Raw genomic sequence first — 19,079 nt, 5'->3', positions numbered from 1 at the left:
CCCCACAAAATAGCAGCGATTGAATGAAAAATGTGCAATGTGAAGCGTGAAATGACCTGCCAAATATGTCCTTATGTCTTTATGTCTTTAAAACCTCCAACAGCCAATATGTCCTTATGTACTTATGTCTTAAAAGCCTGTGGATATGTCTTCAAAAGGCAAGGGGCAACCAGGCCTCTCGCAACCGCTGCCCTTTTGCGCGCCAAAAGCAGTGCTTTTGGCGCGCAAAAGGGCAGCGATGATACGATGAAATGGGGCTTTTTTGAAGACAAAGGCTCACTTCCAAGACGACCGAAACCAAGGGACGACGGCATGAAAACACGACGCTCTCATGACCAGGAGTTTATAAGAAGGGGCAAAAAGTCGCCGTTTTTTGCGTCAAACCTTATATTTCCGTCGCAAAAGGAAGCATATTTAGAAAAGAAATGTTATTTTTGCAAGGTGTTAGTATTTCGTACACATGAGAGAAACGATAGAGAAAACAATCGACATTGACAAGATTTTGAAAGGCAAGATGGGCACGAAGGCACGCTATGTGCCTCGCTTTGTCGTGTCATGGCTCAAGCGTCTCGTGCATGAGGACGAAGTGAACCGCTTCCTGTGGGACAGCCGTCACCTCTCGGGCACGGAGTGGTTGACCGAATGCGTGCGCTATCTGAAGATGACATTGATTGTCGAAGGCGAGGAAAACCTGCCCGACAAGGACGACGGCAAGCTCTACACGTTCGTCTCCAACCATCCGCTGGGCGGCCAGGACGGCGTTTCGCTCGGCTCCATCATCGGCCGTCACTACGACGGCAACTTCCGTTACCTGGTCAACGACCTGCTGCTCAACCTGCCGGGGCTCAAGCCTGTCAGCATTGGTATCAACAAAACGGGCAAGCAGAGCCGAGACTTTCCACGCATGGTGGAGGCCGGTTTCAGCGGCACCAACCATCTGATCATGTTCCCGGCAGGCCTCAACAGCCGCATGATCGACGGCGAAATACACGACCTTCCTTGGAAGAAGACCTTCATCACGAAGAGCGTCGAGACCCATCGCGACATCGTTCCCATCCATTTCAGCGGCCGCAATTCCAACCGTTTCTACCGCATCGCCCGCTTCAGCGACCGCTTTCTGCCTTTCAATCTGGCCATGCTCTTCCTGGTGGACGAGATGTACAGGAACGTAGGCAAGACCTTCCGGGTCGTCATCGGCAAGCCGATTCCCTGGCAAACCTTCGACAAGACGAAATCACCGATGGAATGGGCGAAATTCGTCGAAGACAAAGTATATGAACTGTAGTGCCCCACGCCGTGAAGGAAGGCGAAGGCACGACAGCCAACGACCAATAACAGCAAAGAAAATGGAAGAAGAGATCATCCAACCGATTCCCAAGGACGTGCTCAAGAGAGAGCTCACGCCGGAACGTCAGCTACGCATGACCAACAAGAGCAACAACGAAATCTACGTCATCACGGCCCAGGACGCGCCCAACGTGATGCGCGAGATCGGCCGGTTGCGTGAAATCGCGTTCCGTTCGGCCGGCGGCGGCACCGGAAAGGCTGCCGACATCGACGAGTTCGACACCATGGAGGGCGGTTGCAAGCAGCTCATCGTGTGGAATCCCGAGGCCGAGGAAATCATCGGAGGCTACCGCTATCTCTTCGGCAACGACTGGAAGCTCGACGACAAGGGGCAGCCACTGCTGGCAACGAGCCACATGTTCCATTTCTCCGACCAGTTCATGCGTGACTACGCGCCCTACACCGTGGAGCTGGGACGCAGCTTCGTGTCGCTGGAATACCAGAACGTGCGCACGAACACGAAGAGTATCTTCGCCCTCGACAACCTGTGGGACGGCCTGGGAGCCCTCACCGTTATCAATCCCGACTGCCGGTACTTCTTCGGAAAGATGACGATGTATCCTTCCTACATCCGCCGTGGCCGCGACATGATACTCTATTTCCTCAAGAAACACTTCGACGACAAGGACAATCTCATCGTGCCGATCAAGCCGCTGACCATCGAGACACCCGAAGACGAACTGTCACGGCTGTTCGACCAAGCCTCTTTCCGCAACGACTATCGCATACTGAACCGTGAAATCCGCAGGCTGGGCTACAACATCCCGCCTTTGGTGAACGCCTACATGAGCCTCAGCCCCACGATGAAGCTCTTCGGCACGGCCATCAACTACGGTTTCGGCGACGTGGAAGAGACGGGAATCCTGATCGCCGTCGACGAAATACTGGAAGAAAAGCGCGTGCGCCACATCGACAGCTACGTGAAGGAGCACCCCGAAGCCCTGAAGATCACCAGCGGAGCCAACAAGGTGATTTACAAAAGCCGTCACGAACATTGACCTTTGCTATAAAACATAAGTTTGTTGCCGTTTTCATGGTGGACGATCGTCTGTAAACAAATTCCTTTTTGTCATACTTTATTTTTCAAACCATGAAGAGAACAGTTTTCCACGGAGCACGTTTCAAGGCACTTTACCTGCTCGTGCTGTGCCTGTTTCCACTTTCGCTGCCGGCCGAAGAGTCGGGACTGAGGGTGGAGTTTCAAACCAAAGGCGCTTTCTTTTACAAGGATTTCAAGCCTTACACCTTGGTGGCGAATGTCGGATACGACATCACCAACCGGCTGTTTGTGCACGTAGAGGGGGCATACGCCATTGACCTTTTCAAGCAAAAGGGCGTCAAGGACTACTATGCCGACCCGATAGCAGGTGTCAACGTGGGCTACACGTTCCTAAAAACGACAGACTTGAAGCTCGATGCACGCATCGGCATTGGCGACAACTTCAAGACCAAGCGCGATTGGAGATACAACTATTACGACGCCGGCGTGTACGCGCATCTGGGATCGGGCCGCGTCAAGCCCATATTCGGCGCGGGCGTGCGCCACTACAACGCGCATAGCGCGCTGTTCAAAGACTACACCCGCTTCTATGTAGCCATCGGCTTCGGGTTGTAAAAGACCCAAGCAGAAACCCACCCCGGCCCTCCCAAAGGGAGGGTGCACTAACTTGAGCGACAATTGGCATGCCAGTCGTGTCTTTCATTAGTGCACCCTCCCTTTGGGAGGGCCGGGGTGGGTCTCTGTTTGGGCCGGGGTGGGTCGTTGTTGTGTTCCTGTTTGGGTGCGACAGACCCCTACACTCGCGGCAACGATATGCCGCAGATCTTCTGATAGACGTCCAAGGCGTAGACATCCGTCATGCCGCTGATGTAGTCGAGGACGGCCATGATGCGCGTTTCCAGGTCTTCGCTCTGGATGTCGTACTGGCTGCTGACGCGCTTGATGAGCTGTTGCGACTGGAAACGCTGCGGGTTGACGGCGGCGTCGACCATCGTCTTCATCAATGTCTCCATGATTTTATAACCGCCAAGCTCCACGTCGAGCACGGGCTTGCTCTGGTAGATGCGCTGGAAAGACACCCGGCTGCAATGGCGGTAGGCCTCGCGCTGCACGGGAGAGATGTGGTCGATGAGGCAACCCTCGAACTTTCCATCCAGAATCTGCCGCTCGTTGTTGGCAAAGGCCAACACGCATTCGTGTTCGAGCTTGCCGATGACGCAGGCCCGCATGTAAACCACCCGCTCGTTGACATCGGTCACCTCCTCCTCGTCCATGCGGCGACGGATGTTTTCCTGCTCTTCGGGGTCGAAGAAGCGCAGCAACAAGTCTTCCGTCTCTTGATAAGAGAGGATGCGAAGCTTGTGCGAATCCTCGATATCCATAATCTCATAGCAGATGTCATCGGCCGCTTCGACAAGGTAAACAAGCGGGTGACGCACGTAACGGAGGGGCTCTCCGGGGAACGAAAGACGGGTAATGCCGAGATGTTCGGCTATTTTCTCGTAGACACCGCTCTCCGATTGGAAGAAGCCGAACTTGCCGTGACGCCCCGCATAGTGGCTGGCGAAGGGGTATTTCACGATACTTGCCAGCATGGAATACGTGAGAACGAAACCTCCCTTGCGGCGTCCGTTGAACTGATGGGTGAGCAGTCTGAACGCGTTGGCGTTCCCTTCGAAGTGCGTAATGTCCTCCCAAAAGGGCTTGCTGAGCCGCTCCTTGAGGCAAGCCCCTTCGCCTTCGGAGAAGAATGCCTGAATGGCTTTCTCGCCACTGTGGCCGAACGGCGGGTTCCCCATGTCGTGGGCGAGGCACGCCGCATGCACGATGGTGCTGATTTCCTCGAAGTTCGTGTCCTTCAACTCGGGGTGACGGGCGACCAGAATGCGGGCGACATCGCTGCCGAGCGACATTCCCAGCGACGCCACCTCCAAGCTGTGGGTCAGCCGGTTGTGGACGAAGACGCTGCCCGGAAGCGGGAACACCTGCGTCTTGTTCTGTAAACGACGGAAGGGAGGTGAATAAATCAGGCGGTCGGAGTCACGTCTGAACTCGGAGCGGGCGTCATGATGCGACGCCACGGAGTGCTCCTGACCGAACCGGATGTTGGAGATGAGTTGTGACCAATTCATGTATTATCGTCTTGCATATCAATGAGATAAATGCAAAGATAAACTAATTTTGCCTTATTTCTTGCTTTTTAGGTTTAAAAAGTGGAGCTTTGTAAAGATAAATAGCTATTTTTGCATGTGTTTTACGTATCTTCACAGGGTTCATGATCAAGATAAAAGTTGTCAACCGAGGCCGTCAGCCACTGCCGGCATACGCCACTCCACAGAGCGCGGGCATGGACTTGCGCGCCAATATCGAAGCCCCCATCCGCTTGAAGCCCCTTGAGCGCCGCCTCATCCCCACGGGATTGCACATCGCTTTGCCCGCAGGCTACGAGGCACAGATACGTCCCCGCAGCGGATTGGCACTGAAAAAAGGCATTACAGTGCTCAATACGCCGGGCACGGTGGACGCCGATTACCGTGGCGAAATCATGGTTTTGCTGATCAACTTCTCACAGGAAGACTTCGTGATAGCCGACGGCGAGCGCATCGCCCAGATGGTGATAGCGCGCCATGAGCAGGGAACCTTCGTGCAGGTGGAGGCTTTGGACGAGACCGAACGGGGCACAGGGGGCTACGGCCACACGGGGGTGAAGTGAGCGGAAGCCGTCCGCGGACGGTCGATGACCACCTAATTATAATATGTTTAGAAGTATTCAAAAAATCTTTTTCCTGTCTTTCGCCGCCATGCTTGCCTGCGTGGCGCGCCCCGCCATGGGCCAAGACACGCTGTCCGGCGACCCTGGGCGCGGCTACGACGAGATCTTTCTCGAAGGATTGAGGCTGTATCACGCCGACAAGATGGACTCCGCCTTCATCCAATTCAACCGCTGCGTGGCCCTCACCCCCCAAGGAGCGGAAGCTTACTACATGCTTTCGATGTTCCGGAACGAGCTGAAACAGGACAGTCTGGTCATGAACTATCTGCAAAAAGCCGTGCAGCTGCGTCCCGCCAACGCCACCTATCGCGAGCGGCTGGCGCAATACTACATCAACGCGCGGCAGTTTGACAAGGCCATCGAGGCCTACGAGCAGCTCTACCGGACGGACAAGAGCCGGACGGACGTGCTCGACGTGCTGATACAACTCTATCAACAACAGAAGAACTACGACCGAATGCTGGCCTGCATAGCCCGCATGGAACAGGCCGACGGTAACAGCGAAGAACTCACTTTGTCGAAAGTGAGGGTGTACGAACTTAAGAACGACAAGAAAGCGGCCTACAACGCGCTGAAGCAACTGGCCGCCGAGCACCCCTACGACCCGAACTATCAGGTGATGTTGGGCAACTGGCTCATCCAGAACCGACGCGCCAAGGAAGCCTTCCAGCTGTTCAAGACGGCGCTGGAGGACGAGCCCAACAACGCCTACGCGCTGACTTCGATGTACGACTACTACCAGGCTGCGGGACGGAAGGCCGACGCCGACGCCCTGGCCGAGCAGATTCTGGTGAATCCGAAGGTGGCTTTCGACGCCAAACCGACCCTCGTGCGCGCCCTCGTCCAGCAGTCGGAAGCGGCCGGAGACGACAGTATCAAGTTGCTGAAGCTCTTCGACAAGGTGCTGGCCGCCAACCCCACGGACACCAACATGTATGCCATGAAGGTGGCCTACATGACCATCAAGAAAATGCCCGTCGACTCCATCAACGCCGATTTGCGCCGTTGGCTCAAGGTGGCGCCCGACAATGCCGCGGCCCGCATCCAACTGTTGCAGAACATCTGGCCCGCGAAGGACTGGGACGAGATCATCCGCATCAGCAAGCCGGCCACCGAATACAACCCCGAGGAAATGGCTTTCTACTACTTCTTGGGCCTGGCCCATTTCCAGAAGGACGAAAACGACGAGGCCCTCGACGCCTTCCGACGTGGCGTGAGCGAGATAACACCCGCAAGCAACCCCGACATCGTCTCGGATTTCTACGCCATCATGGGCGACATCCTGCACCAGAAGGGACGCAGCAAGGAGGCTTTCGCGGCCTACGACAGCTGCCTTCAGTGGAAACCCGACAACTACGGTTGCCTCAACAACTACGCCTACTACCTGAGCGAGGAGCACGGCGACCTTCGGAAAGCGGCCGAAATGAGCGCCAAGACGGTGAAGGCCGAACCCAAGAACGCCACCTATCTCGACACCTACGCGTGGATATTGTATCGCAGCGAACGCTTTGCCGAAGCGCAGATATACATCGACCAGGCCGTGGCCAACCTGGATTCGACGCAACACAACAGCGTCATCTTCGACCACGCGGGCGACATCCACGAGCGGATGGGCGACCACGAAGCGGCCGTCGGCTACTGGATGAAGGCGATGGAAGGCGGCGACAAGGCCGTGCTGGAGCAGAAAATCCGTCCGAAAGCGATTGTAAAACCCAAGAAACATAGGAAATGAAGACATCAAATAGCATCATGACACTGATTGCGGCAGGAGCACTGCTGCTGTCGGCGTGCGCATCGAAGAGGAACTTGGTGAAGGAACCGGGCCAACAGCCCACGATTCCACACGCAGAGACCAGGCAGGAGGCGTTGAACGCGGAACAACAACAGTTGCGCCGGCTGCAGTTCATGCAGCGGGTGGTCGACAACAGCGTGTATGTGAAGAACATCGTGGGCGACATGAAGTTCAACCTGAAGGCCGGTTCCAAGGACATCACCGTGTCGGGGAGCCTCCACATGCGCAAGGACGAGGTCATCCGGCTGCAACTTTTCATGCCGTTGCTCGGCACGGAGATAGGCCGGTTGGAGTTTACGCCGGCCTATGTGCTCGTCATCGACCGCCTGCATCGCGAATATGTCAAGGCCGACTACACGCAACTGGACTTCCTCAAGAGCAACGGACTCACCTTCTACAGCCTCCAGGCTTTGTTCTGGAACCAGCTGTTCATGCCCGGACGGCAGTCTGTTGCGGAGCAGGACCTGGCCACTTACGACGTAGACACGAGCGCAAGCGACGTCGTCGGGGTGAAACTGCGCAAGGGCAACCTGTCCGTCGATTGGCAGACAGAACCCATGTCGGCACAGATCCTGGGCGCAAAGGTCAACTATGCTTCGCAAAGCCACGGCGCATCGACCCTCGCCTGGGCCTATTCCGACTTCAGGGCGGTGGGCGTGAAGCAGTTCCCCGCCACCCAGAAATTCACGTTCACGACCTCGGCTACGAAGAAAACGCAAACAGCAACGGTCACCATCCGCATGGACGAGGTGACGACCAAGGACAAGTGGGATGCCGAAACCAAGGTTTCGGACCGCTACAAGCAGATTCCCGCACAGGACATTCTCAAGAAAATCATGAGTCTCTGATATGAGGAAGTTAGGCATTACACTGCTGATTGCCTTGTCCACGCTGGCGGCCACGGCGCAAAAGCACACGCCCGCCAGGAAGGGAAAGGCCGCCACGACGGCAAGGAAGACGAACAAGACCCAGGCAAACACAAAGGGGAAGGCCCCGAAAGGAAAGAAGACGGCCGACTACGCCAACGCCACCATACGGGGACTGCAGAACCAACGCTCGCAGATACAGAAGAAACTGCGCCAGCAGGAGCAGGCCTTGCGGGCCAACCAGGCCGACGTGAAGAAGCGGTTGCAGAACCTCCTGACCATCAACTCGGCCATCGACGACCGCCAGAAGGCCATAGAGGGAATACAGAACGACATCCACCACATCGAAGGGAACATCGGCATACTGCAGACGCAGCTCAAAATGCTGGAGGAACAGCTCCAGGAACGCAAGGCGAAGTACATCAAGTCGATGCGCTACATGGCCCGCCACCAGACGATGCAGGACAAGATGATGTTCATTTTCTCGGCCAAGAACCTGGCGCAGATGTATCGCCGGCTGCGCTTCGTGCGCGAATACGCCAACTACCAGCGGGCGCAGGGCGAGATGGTGAAGGCCAAGCAGGCCCAGGTGGACGGCAAACACGAGCAGCTCAAACTGGTTCACGGACAGAAAAACATACTCCTCTACAAGGACAAAAAGGAGAAAACGGCCTTGCAGGGACAACAGGACGAGCAGCAGAAGATCGTCACCTCGCTGCAAAACCAGCAGAAAACCATCCAGAAAATCATAGCCGAGCAACGCCGGAAAGACGCCGCCCTCAACGCCGAAATCGACCGGCTGGTGGCCATCGAGGTGGAGAAGGCGCATCAGCGGGCCATCGCCGAGGCCAAGCGAAAGGCGGAAGCGGCGGCCGCCGCCAGGCAAAGGGCGGCCGAACTGGCCCGCAAGAAGGCCGAAGCGGAGGCGGCCGCACGCGAGAACGCCAGGCGCATTGCCGAGGCAAAGGAGCGTGAGGCCCGGTTGAAAGCCGAGGCGGAGGCGGCTGCCAAAGCGGCGGCAGAGGCCAAACGCATAGCCGACGCCAACGCGGAGAAGGGCAAACGGGAGACCGTGGAGCGAGAAGCAGCCGCTGCCGCCAACCGAAAGGCGCGGGCCGAGCAGGCCGCACGCGAGGCGGAGGCGGCCCGTGAAGCCGCCGAACTCAAGGCACGGACCGAGGAAAGGCGCAACAAGCAGGAGATTGCCGCGGCCAAGGAGGACGTGGAAGAGTCGCAACGCCTCAGCACCGTCGACAGAATGGTGAGCGGAGGGTTCACCGCCAACAAGGGACGGCTGCCCATGCCCATCACAGGCCGCTACAAAATCGTGAGCCATTTCGGCCAATACAACGTGGAAGGGCTGCACGGCGTGGTGCTCGACAACAAGGGAATCAACATCCTGGGACAGTCGGGCTGCATGGCACGGTCCATCTACGACGGCGAAGTGAGTGCCGTCTACAACTGGCAAGGCTCCATGTTGGTCATGGTGCGACATGGCGCCTACATCTCCATCTACTGCAACCTGAAGTCCGTAAGCGTCAGCAAAGGCCAGAAGGTGTCGGCCCGCCAGGCGCTCGGAGCCGTCGGCGCAGACAACATCCTCCAGTTCCAGCTGCGCAAGGAGACCGCCAAGCTGAACCCGGAAGCATGGTTGGGCAGATGAGGAATGTGAAGTGTGAAATGAGAAATGTGAAGTGAGGTATGTGAAATGACATTCCAATGAAATATGGAAGCAGCCTTTTCAGTTTGTCAAAGGGCTGCTTTCATTTTGCAAAAGCAGTCTTTTTACCTCGCAAAAGCAGTCCTTTTACGTTGCAATCGCGGCCCTTTGGTGAAGCAATCGCGGCCCTTTTGCCGGACAGTCTACGCATGTTGCCGTGCGGACGCTGTCGGGGCGTTCATCCGTAGTGCTTGACGGCCATGAGGAGGAGCATGAACGACAGGTAGTTTTTCAGGTTTTTCTTGAGCAGTTCGATGGCTTTCTGCTTGTATCTGACGACCGATTTCACGCTGATGTCCAACTCCTTGGCAATCTCAATGTTGTTCTTTTCGTCTATATAAGACGCGATGAAGACCTGCCGGTGCTGCTCGGGCAGTTGCCGCAGCAGGTCGGTCAGCATTTCATAGAGCTCCTTTTGCGTGTAGAGCGCATGGGGCGAATCAGCGTAAACGGGCGCTTTGTGGCGGCCCGCGACGGCATAGTCCAGTTCGAAAGCATGGTGTTTCAGATGGTTCAGACACAGGTTGGTCACGATTCTGCGGATGTATTCCACGGCGGTCTCGCGTTGCAGTTGGTCGCGTTCTACCTTTTCCCACACGATGATGAAGGCCTCCGACACGATGTCCTCGCATGTCTGGCGGCTGTCGACGAATCTTTTGGCGTAGATGCAGAAAGGCGCGTAGTAGTCTTCAAACAAGCGTTTGAAGTACTGTTCTTTATCTTTCTTTCCGAAGTTCGGTATCATAGGGACGACAACTGATGGGATGACTGACCTGCAAAAGTAATCATTATTTTACTGAAAAATGAAAAACAGAGATGAACGACAGGCCGACGACGTGAAAAAAGTGAAGCCCGATCCGGCTTGGGACCGGGCTTCCAGATTCAAGTACACCTGTTGTTATCTCTGAAAACCTGATAAATGTGAAGTGTGAAATGTGGAATGAGAAGTGAGGAATGTGGAGTTTGAAGTGTGAAATGGATATCAGAATGGGATATGAAGAACGAGATGTGTGGAGCGTGGAGTTCATTTCACACTCCACATTTCAAACTTCTCAATTCACATTCCTCACTTCACACTTCACATTTATCAATTCACATTCCACATTTCACATTCCTAATTTACTCCGGACAGCGCACGGCATCCACGAACTTCGGTTTGCCCCATCCTGAGAAGGTGGCATGGAAACCATGACCGGTGATGTCGGTTACCACACGTTCGTTTTCCGCAGACGACTCGTTGAAGCGCCAGTAGGCTAAGAGTCCCTTCGTCGTTGGGTCTACCCAACAAACGTTGTTCTTGAGTTCGGCGGCCGTGCGGGCCGTTGTCCATACTCTTACTTCGCTTACCCAGCCGTCCATATAGCGGTCGTCGGCAGCAGTCTGGCCGATATAGAATGCTTTCTGAGCATAGAAACTGGTCAGGTCGATTGACTTTCTGGCGTCGACGATCTCGCCTTGCAGTTCGCCGTTGATGTAGATATACTTCTTGCCCTTGTCGCTATCGAAGACGCAAGCCAAGTGAACCCATTTGTCGTTGGGCAGAACATCGCGCGAGTCTACGTGGCCGTTGCCGGCAAGCTGTAGCTTCCAGCCGTCTTTATTGCTTCCGGCCGTTCGCAGACAGAAGTTCTCTTCGAGTCCCATCACGGAGAAACACCACTTGCGGCTGTGCTTCGTCATCCTGCGGAAGCGTACGCGGGCCTCGTAAGTTACTTGTTTGCAGGCCTTCGTGTCGATTTCAGGTTGTGAACCGAAGTTCACCCGATAGTAGCAGTAACTGTCTTCCAAATTGGCTGCCCGGGTAATGATGATCTGATTGACCACGATGTAGAGCGTGCGCGAAGCTTCGATGACCGATAGGTTTTTGTCGGAAACGTCGGCTATGCTGACCGGTAACAGATAGGTCGTTCCTTCCTTCAGTTCGTCGCGGCTGGTGATGTTCAGCTTCATTCCTTGCGAAGAAACGTGTTTGCCCGCTTCGATTTTGAGGGCCGTATTCTCCAGTTTGTAAGCGTTCTTGGGCAACAATACGTAGTTCTTATGGAACTTCTTGTTGAAGGATTCCACCAGTTCGGGGCTCTCCTTCATGCTGACCGTTACGTCATCTTGAGTAATGTCGGACGATGCTACGTTTACGGCGATGGCCGAGGGGAGGTCGTCTACGGTGAGCGTGGCTGTCACCTCTTTACCTTCTGTGCCCATGATATAGACACCATCATAATATTTCTGGCTTTCCTGACATGCCGCCATACTTAGCAGCAAGGCCACGGTAGCTATTCGATAGATAAGTTTTTTCATAATCGATAGGATTTATTTGTGCTTTGACATGATTTGTATGGCTTCGCGGGTGAAGCGATAGTTGGGGGTGGAGTTGTAGTCATTTTCCATGTGATAGGTACCGCAACCACCCTTGCGTGTGGCTATCTTGCCGTTGTATTCGGGCAGGAAATGAGCCATTCCCAGCAGTGAAGGAACGTGTTCGCCCTCTCGCAGCTGATGATTTACGCCACCTTTTTCATACATCCCACCTTCAAAGGTTTCGGCAAAGATATATTTCTCGGGTGTCCAACCATTGGCCGCAGCTCGGTTGAATCGGCCTTGCAGGTCGTAGAAACCGCGGGATTTATAGGATTGTACAATGCCGTAGTTGAAGTATTCCACCAGTTCGGGCTTCACGTCGTAAGGCACTCCGTCGATGAGCAGCAAGTTGGACGTGCCCGATTTGGGGCCGATGAACTCGCCGAGCTTCTTTACGAAGATGGCCATATTCTCCTTATAGTTCGGCCACATGTAGTTGGGGCCGACCAACGGGCCATTGAAGACGCCGCCACCCGGTTCGAGCAAGCCCGGCTCATAGTCGAGGTCGATGCCCTGATAGCCTTCTCGCTTCATACGTTCCACGAGCGATACCGCATAGGCTTCAATGCCCTCCTTTGTCACTTGATCCTTTTTCTCGCCCGACATGAATTCTTCCGGAATCTTATGGGCGAAGATGGTAAAGGTGACACGTGTACCTTTCACTTTCTGTACGTACTCCAAATCCTCTCTGTTAGGGGTGCCGCTCCAGATGGAAACGATGTCTACACTGTCGGGAATACTGCGCAAGAGTCCGATCATATCTGGTGAATCCGCATTCCAGTTACCGAACCAACCGAAGAATACTTCGTGGTCGTTACGGGCCTTATAGGCACGGAGGTCGGCGTAATATTGTTCCGATTTCTGGTCGGGTACGACCAGGTTGAGCGCTTCTATCTCGGTGTTGCAGGATGTCAACGTGCTTGCCAGCGAAACAGCCGATAGCACGAGAGCAAATATTTTATTCTTATTCATATTGCGATACTAAAGATTTGATGTTGTTGTTTGTCGGTTTATTCCTTGTCCCACCATAGGCGTGTGCCTCCGGTATCGGGACCTCCGCCCAAGAGCGTGACTGCTTTGAGCACTTCGGCGTTGTTGCCGGAGTATTCAGACTCGGGGAACGGCAGGCGGCGAACTTGTATCTGTGTGTTGACTTTGCCGTCGCTCATGTTGTCGACAATAGGGAATATCTTGGGATAACCCGTTCGACGGAACTCGCTCCAGGCTTCCTGGCCTATCGGATAGAGCGCGATCCACTTCTGCGTGATGATTCTTTCGAGCTGTCGTTCCTTGCTGTCGGCGTCATCCCATGCCACGGTAATGTCTGACGGAGCAGGCATACTCAGGCTGCTTGAGAAGCCTTCGTATTTCGCCGGCTTGTTATCGCTGTTGATATAGGCATCAGCCTGAGCGGCCAGTCCATGCTGTTCGAGCGACTTTCTGATACCTTCTTCGTAGAGTCCGCGGGCTTCGCCCTTCATGTTCCATTGCTTGAGCGCACCCTCAGCACGCAGGAAGTAAACCTCGGCGGCATTCATCCAAAGAGTTGGATCGGATTGCTTGATGGTCGGTTGCGACAGACGTGCGTCGCCCATGAATTTAAGTCCGTTCTTGAGACCATTGCGCAGACCGCGGTATTTTCCATCTTTGACTTTTGTAAAGAATACCGGCAGGCGCGGATCTTCGAATCCGTTGAGATAAGCGTCCATTGAAGCTCCCATGCGATCTTCGTTATATCCCTCTTCGCTATACAGATTGTAGAAGGGATTGAAATAAGTGAACGACAGGGTAGAATTGCTTTGCATTACCGGATTATCGGTGTTGTTTTCGATAACACCATACTTGTTGTTAACCGCTGCCTCGGCAATCTGCTGTGCCTCGGGGTACACTTTGCTCACACGCATGGCCAAACGCAACTTCAGGGAGTTGGCGAATTTAATCCATTTGGATATTTCACCATTATAAATAAGGTCGAATTTCTCTAACGGTTTGGTATCGGGGTTGGCCGCGTCGTACTCTGTCATGATGCCGATGGCGTGATCCAACTCCTTAAAGAATGCTTTGTAGACCTCTTCCTGTGAATCGTATGGAACAGGAGTGACTCGTCCGAAGCGAGTATAGGGGATGGGACCGTAGATGTCGGTGGTCTTGTGCATGGCCAAAACCTTTACAACTTCGGCCACGGCGTAGAGCACCGTAGACTCATTAGTTTTCTGTCTCAGCACGTTCCATGATGAAAGGAAATCGACAAAAGCCACCTTGAACGGGCGGTTGAGCCATCCGCTGGGGAATGCGTAGGTAGTTCCGTTGTTGCCGCCCTCCCATGACTGTGTGCCCGCGAAGTAACCTGCGTACATGTTGCCCACGAGATCTTCCGCAAGCTGATAGTCGTTTTGGTCTTCGGGCACGACTCTGCGTTCCATCGTCGTGAGGTAAGTGCCCCAGAGATTGTCCTTATTGAGTTCGCTCTCTTGTATCTTGTCGGGGTCCAGATTGAGGCTGTCCGACATGCAGCTGCTCAAGGATACGGAGGCGGCCAGCATGCCTATTGAAAGGCATGAGATGAATGATATATACTTTTTCATTATTCTTTGTGTAATAAACGTATTAGAAATTCACTTTCAATCCAAATCCAAGGCTACGCAAGCTGGGAGGCATGAAGTAGTCGAAACCTTGATAATAGGTTCCGGTATTGGCTGTCAATTCCGGATCGAACGGTGCCTTGTTGTAAATCATGAACAGATTGTGAGCCGTGAGCGAAACGCCCATGCGGAGTTTGTCTCTGAACCATGAAGCGGGCAGATCATAGGATAATGACAGTTCGCGCAAACGAACGTTGGTGGCACTGTAGGCATAATGGGCCAACAGACCGGTCTTTCCACCGGCCACTACACTGTAATATTGCTCGGCGTTGAGCTTTCCGTTGTTGACACGAACACCGCCGTTATCTCTTGCGTCAGCCGTCTGCTTCGACACACCGAACTGATCCATCAGGGCTTGTGTGGCCGAAACGACAACGCCGCCTACACGGGCATCGAGGAGAAAGTTGAGCTCAAGGCCTTTCCAAGCGAAGCTATTGCGGAAACCCACGTTGTATTTAGGAGCTGCCGAACCCACTTTAATGAAGTTATTGTCGTCTTTAGACACGCCACCCGAGCAGAGAATGTCGCCATGAAGGTCTTGCTTGAGCTTGCTGGCGTAGATATCCGACATGGTACCGCCTTTCTTGAGTATCATCTTATAGGACTCCGCGCTTGATACTTCAAACTCCGTAGGCGCCTTGACGGTGGTGTTCGTCTTGCGGTCGGTGACGTATTCGGGCAGTAGTTCCTTGATTTCGTTGCGGTTGAGCGAGTAAATAAGGTTGGCGTTCCAGTCTACAGGACCTATCTTCTGGTTAACACCCACTGTCAGTTCGACACCCCAGTTGTTGACCTTTCCGGCGTTTTCAAACGCGTATGAATAACCCGTGCTTGGCGGCAAGTTGTAGCGGAAGAGCTGGTTGTAAGTGTTAGAATTATAATAGGTAGCGGCAATGTTCAGCTTGTTGTGGAACAAACGCAGATCCATACCAAATTCAAAAGCCTTGGTCATTTCAGGTTTCAGGTGACTGGCAGGCGTGAAGCTGGAACCGGTGGCATTGCCGTTGGCCAGTGTTACCATTGTATAGGGCAGATAAGCGGATGGGGGATTACCTACTTGAGCGTATGAACCGCGTATCTTCCAGAACGAAATGATGTTCTTGGGCAAAGGAAGTGCTTCTGACAGCAACACCGACAGACCGGTAGAAGGGTAGAAGACATAGTTCTTGTCTGTTCCCAAGAGGGTGGAGAAGTAGTCAATGCGGCCTGTGGCGTCGATGAAGAGGAAGTTCTTCCAGTTGACTTCGGCCTTGCCGTAGAACGACTGCGTCTGAGTATGCAGGTTCGAATGGGTTGTTCTCGTTTCGGCGGGTGACATGTTGGAAGAGTGGAAGAAGTTGGGAACTCTTACCAAGTTACCTTCGAAAGTGTGAGATTTGTATTTCTCGTCATAATAGCTGCCGCCGATGTTGGCAAGGAAACGGAAATCTTCGCCGAACTTCTTGTCGATGTTGACAAGGAAATCGAGATAGACGGAAGTGTTCTTGTCATCCTGTGTCATCCAGTGGCCTTGCGGTTTGGCAAAGAGACCGTCGGTCGAGGCATAGAGCTTGCGCTCGAACTCCATATAAGCATGGTCGGTTCGGCCGCGGGCAATGACGTTCATCCAGTCGGTGATGTTCCATTTCACCGACAGTGTGATGATGTTACGGTTGCGGTCGGTGTTGAACATATTGCGGTTGACAATCCAGTAAGGATTCTGCATGCCCAAGCCCATGTTGTGATAAGGCCAATTCTGGGTCTTGAAGTTGCGGCTGCCGTTGTACATTTCGTAGACCACATACTTGTTGATATCGTCGCTGGGAGGGAACAGATATGCGGGAACCAACGGATTGTAGTACATGCCCTGGCCTACACTATTCTGATTGTTCTGCTTGATATAGAAGAGTCCCATGTCCATGCTCAGAACGTCTTTGATGACATCCCAGGAGTTGCGGAACGTAAAGTTGTAGCGGTTGTACTTGTTGTTAGGTACAATACCTTGTGAGTTGACACTGCCGAAAGAGATGTGTGTCTGGTTGGTTTCCGAGCCGGTCGACAGCGCAACAGAGTTCATAACGTTGAAACCTGTCTGGAAAAAGTCGAGCGGATTGTAGGAAGAAGGCTTCTCGAGTTTCTCTCCCCAACTTGCGAAATCGCCGTCCTTGCGACCATAAGTATTCTGAAACTGAGGTGTCACGAACGGACTCATGAAGCTCGTGTTGTGAGAGTAAGCTACGCGCGGCTTGCCGATGGCACCCTTCTTGGTCGTTATCAGGATGACGCCGTTGGCACCCTTGTTACCGTAAAGAGCCGCGGCCGAAGCACCGGTAAGTACTGACATGCTTTCGATGTCGTCGGGATTGATGTTTGAAATACCGTCTCCATCGGCCACTTCAACGGCCTCGTAGAAGTTGTCAGACTGTTTGGTGCGAAGTCCTTGCATGGGGATGCCGTCTAAAACGTAGAGCGCGTTGTTCTCGCCAAACAGCGATTTGGTACCGCGCATCATGACACGTGAAGAACCACCGACGCCGGATGAACTCTGGTTGATGGTGACACCGGCCACCTTACCGGCCAGACTGTTGATGAAGTTGGCGTCTTTCACGCCGGTCACGTCCTTGGCCTTGAGTTCCTGAACATTATAGGTGAGGGCCTTGGTCTCGCGCTTGATACCCAATGCCGTAACCACTACTTCATTGAGTAGTTGGTCGTCTTCCTGCAGGATGATGGTGATAGGCTGGTTGCCCGACACCTTAACGGTCTTGGTGGCGTAGCCAATGTAGGACACTTCGAGCAGCGATCCGTCGTTCACCTGCAGGTTGAAGTTGCCGTCGATGTCGCTGATGACGCCCGTAGTGCTGCCTTTCCGCTTGACGCTGACGCCGATGAGCGGTTCACCCTGACTGTCCTTGACCGTGCCCTTGAGCGTGAACGCGTTGGCGGGACTTTTCTTCTGATTTTTCGTAGAGAGAATAATTTGGTTGTCAACGATAGTATAGGTGACATTCGTTCCTCGGAAAATATGGCTCAATATTTCCTTTATGTCGCCGTTTTTGCTGTTGACACTGACGATTCTCCGAGTGTCAATCGTCTTGTTGTTGTAGAGAAAGACGTAGCTTGAAGCCTTTTCTATCTGATTCAACACCTGTTCAATGGAAACATTGGAGGCTGTAATAGGTTTCCCGATGCGTTGGGAATAAGCCTTGGGAGCTACCAACAGGCATGCTATCATACAGAAAAGTATAATACTGTTCCTCATCTGATTGTAAGTTTTAAAAGAATCACGCTTTGCCGAGGACGATGCTTACCGACCATCCTCTTGGGTTGCGCAATTAGGTTGATTATTGGATATTACGGTTAGTTTTGTTTTCCTTCTCGCTGAGAGAATGGCTGAAATAAGGTTGCGGACGGGCGTCGCCGGCGCGGCGGCTGCCGTCTGTCTGTGGCTGAGGCGTTTTGATTTTATGTCATAGTCATTGGGCTTTAATGGATGTTTTACATAAGGTTGATATGATGAAAGCCGCACGGACGGACGGCCGCGGGGCCTTGTTCAATACAAGTCCACCCGCACGCGTCGCCGGGAAGGCTTGGCACCGGCGGCCGGCGCGGGCTTCTCGAAATGCCATGACAGCGCGGCCGACTTGCTCAGGTAGTCCATGATCTGCGGAAGGGTCTCGTCGTAGAACGTCGCGCGGTATCGGTATTGCTTTCCTGAGTGGTTGACAAAGGTGATGTCGATGTTGAAGTGGCGTTCCAAATGCTGGAAAATCTCTTCCAACGGCATGTCCCTGAAGACGAGCTTGCCCTCTTTCCAGGCCACCTTCTCCGCCGTGTCGACGCGTCTGGAGGTGATTTGTCCGGTCTGTTTGTTGTACGAAAGGATTTCACCCTGCTCCATCGTGTACTGCGTCTTTCGGTTGGGAACGACGACATTGACGTGTCCTTCCTCCAGAACCGTCTCGATGCAGTCGCTCTCTTCGTAGGCGGAGACGTTGAAGTGGGTGCCGTACACATAGACCTGAAGGCCGTGGGAGGTGTTCACATAGAAGGGGGATTGCGGGTCGGCCTTGACCTCGAAGTAGCCTTCCCCTTGCAGTTCGACCTGTCGGTTGGCCTTGGCGAAGTGGACGGGGAAACGCAGACGGCTGCCGGAGTTGAGCCACACGACCGACTTGTCGGGCAGTTCGTAACGCAGGATGGCTCCTTTGGACGAATGGATTTCGGTCATCCGCCCGTCGTCCGTGGGCCTGTTGGTCAGCAGGTAGCCCAAGGCGATGGTGCTGAAGAGCAGCGGCAGGGTGAGGATGGCGGCGTATCGGGTGACCCGCTGCCGCCACACGTGCATCTTCCTGCGCTGCAGTTCCGCCCGCACTCTGCCGTAAGCCGCGGCCGTGTCAATGCTTTCGAGGGCTATGATGTCGTCGGCCATGGCCTTGGCCTTGCGCCATAGCTGTTCGGTTTCGGGTGATTGCTGTTCGTCTTTCAAGTGGTTGGTCTTTTAGATTGTTCTATTGGTAATACAACTGACAATCGAAAGAGGGACAGCCAATGCGTGTTTTTTTTATTTTCCGCCGCATTTGGCGGAAGAGAATGGGAAAT

The 19,079-nt window shown here is 53.8% G+C and carries 15 protein-coding genes; 8 read left to right on the top strand and 7 right to left on the bottom strand.

Features of this window, described 5'->3' with window-relative positions; translation table 11 throughout:
• The first annotated feature begins 39 nt into the window (after nucleotides 1-39).
• From K334_RS15010 to K334_RS0106800, 4 genes are all read left to right on the top strand, one after another.
• A complete protein-coding gene (locus K334_RS15010) occupies nucleotides 40-495 on the top strand; it encodes a hypothetical protein (RefSeq protein WP_161625379.1) in 456 nt (151 codons plus the stop codon).
• Complete coding sequence (locus K334_RS0106810) at nucleotides 461-1,285, top strand: lyso-glycine lipid O-acyltransferase GlsA (RefSeq protein WP_025881798.1); 825 nt, start codon at nucleotides 461-463, stop codon at nucleotides 1,283-1,285. Before K334_RS15010 ends, K334_RS0106810 begins: the two co-directional genes overlap by 35 nt.
• A 61-nt stretch (nucleotides 1,286-1,346) precedes the next feature.
• The gene (locus tag K334_RS0106805; protein ID WP_025881799.1) at nucleotides 1,347-2,345 is read left to right on the top strand and encodes a glycine N(alpha)-acyltransferase GlsB; all 999 of its coding nucleotides are present in this window, start codon (nucleotides 1,347-1,349) and stop codon (nucleotides 2,343-2,345) included.
• A 92-nt stretch (nucleotides 2,346-2,437) separates the two neighbouring features.
• Nucleotides 2,438-2,962, top strand: coding sequence for a hypothetical protein (locus tag K334_RS0106800; RefSeq protein WP_248623508.1), 525 nt, complete (start codon nucleotides 2,438-2,440; stop codon nucleotides 2,960-2,962).
• A gap of 179 nt (nucleotides 2,963-3,141) precedes the next feature.
• Here K334_RS0106800 and dgt read toward each other — a convergent pair whose 3' ends face one another.
• Nucleotides 3,142-4,479 carry a dGTP triphosphohydrolase gene (gene dgt, locus K334_RS0106795; protein WP_025882365.1) on the bottom strand — a complete coding sequence of 446 codons (1,338 nt, stop codon included), beginning with the start codon at nucleotides 4,477-4,479 and terminating at the stop codon, nucleotides 3,142-3,144.
• A 143-nt stretch (nucleotides 4,480-4,622) separates the two neighbouring features.
• Here dgt and dut point away from each other — a divergent pair, with 143 nt between their 5' ends.
• Genes dut through K334_RS0106775 form a run of 4 tightly spaced genes read left to right on the top strand, consistent with a single transcriptional unit; the run spans nucleotide 4,623 to nucleotide 9,441 of the window.
• Nucleotides 4,623-5,060, top strand: coding sequence for a dUTP diphosphatase (dut, locus tag K334_RS0106790; RefSeq protein ID WP_025882363.1), 438 nt, complete (start codon nucleotides 4,623-4,625; stop codon nucleotides 5,058-5,060).
• A gap of 43 nt (nucleotides 5,061-5,103) precedes the next feature.
• The gene (locus K334_RS13645) at nucleotides 5,104-6,852 is read left to right on the top strand and encodes a tetratricopeptide repeat protein (RefSeq protein WP_081658050.1); all 1,749 of its coding nucleotides are present in this window, start codon (nucleotides 5,104-5,106) and stop codon (nucleotides 6,850-6,852) included.
• The gene (locus K334_RS0106780; RefSeq protein WP_025882359.1) at nucleotides 6,849-7,760 is read left to right on the top strand and encodes a lipoprotein insertase outer membrane protein LolB1; all 912 of its coding nucleotides are present in this window, start codon (nucleotides 6,849-6,851) and stop codon (nucleotides 7,758-7,760) included. The genes K334_RS13645 and K334_RS0106780 overlap by 4 nt, the downstream gene beginning before the upstream one ends.
• Before the next feature lies 1 nt (nucleotide 7,761).
• Complete coding sequence (locus K334_RS0106775) at nucleotides 7,762-9,441, top strand: murein hydrolase activator EnvC family protein (RefSeq protein WP_027444724.1); 1,680 nt, start codon at nucleotides 7,762-7,764, stop codon at nucleotides 9,439-9,441.
• 235 nt (nucleotides 9,442-9,676) lie between these two features.
• Here the strand turns inward: K334_RS0106775 and K334_RS0106770 are convergent, their stop codons facing one another.
• From K334_RS0106770 to K334_RS0106745, 6 genes are all read right to left on the bottom strand, one after another.
• Nucleotides 9,677-10,243 carry an RNA polymerase sigma-70 factor gene (locus tag K334_RS0106770; protein WP_021588697.1) on the bottom strand — a complete coding sequence of 189 codons (567 nt, stop codon included), beginning with the start codon at nucleotides 10,241-10,243 and terminating at the stop codon, nucleotides 9,677-9,679.
• Nucleotides 10,244-10,617: 374 nt separating this feature from the next.
• Nucleotides 10,618-11,796: a DUF1735 and LamG domain-containing protein gene (locus tag K334_RS0106765; RefSeq protein WP_025881671.1), complete on the bottom strand. Its 1,179-nt coding sequence runs from the start codon at nucleotides 11,794-11,796 to the stop codon at nucleotides 10,618-10,620.
• A gap of 12 nt (nucleotides 11,797-11,808) precedes the next feature.
• On the bottom strand, nucleotides 11,809-12,828 hold the full coding sequence (locus K334_RS0106760; RefSeq protein WP_021588852.1) for a glycoside hydrolase family 18: 1,020 nt from the start codon (nucleotides 12,826-12,828) through the stop codon (nucleotides 11,809-11,811).
• Between the two features lie 38 nt (nucleotides 12,829-12,866).
• Nucleotides 12,867-14,441, bottom strand: a complete 1,575-nt coding sequence (locus tag K334_RS0106755; RefSeq protein WP_025881669.1) for a RagB/SusD family nutrient uptake outer membrane protein — start codon at nucleotides 14,439-14,441, stop codon at nucleotides 12,867-12,869.
• Between the two features lie 22 nt (nucleotides 14,442-14,463).
• Nucleotides 14,464-17,739 (bottom strand): SusC/RagA family TonB-linked outer membrane protein, encoded by a 3,276-nt coding sequence (locus tag K334_RS0106750; protein WP_025881668.1) that lies wholly within the window; start codon nucleotides 17,737-17,739, stop codon nucleotides 14,464-14,466.
• A 291-nt stretch (nucleotides 17,740-18,030) separates the two neighbouring features.
• A complete protein-coding gene (locus K334_RS0106745; protein ID WP_027444723.1) occupies nucleotides 18,031-18,966 on the bottom strand; it encodes a FecR family protein in 936 nt (311 codons plus the stop codon).
• Nucleotides 18,967-19,079 lie beyond the last annotated feature (113 nt).

The sequence above is a fragment of the Segatella baroniae DSM 16972 = JCM 13447 genome, from assembly GCF_000426585.1.
Taxonomy (GTDB): Bacteria; Bacteroidota; Bacteroidia; order Bacteroidales; family Bacteroidaceae; genus Prevotella; species Prevotella baroniae.
Note: the sequence above shows the minus strand (reverse complement) of the source record. Positions and strands in the feature narration are given on the sequence as shown.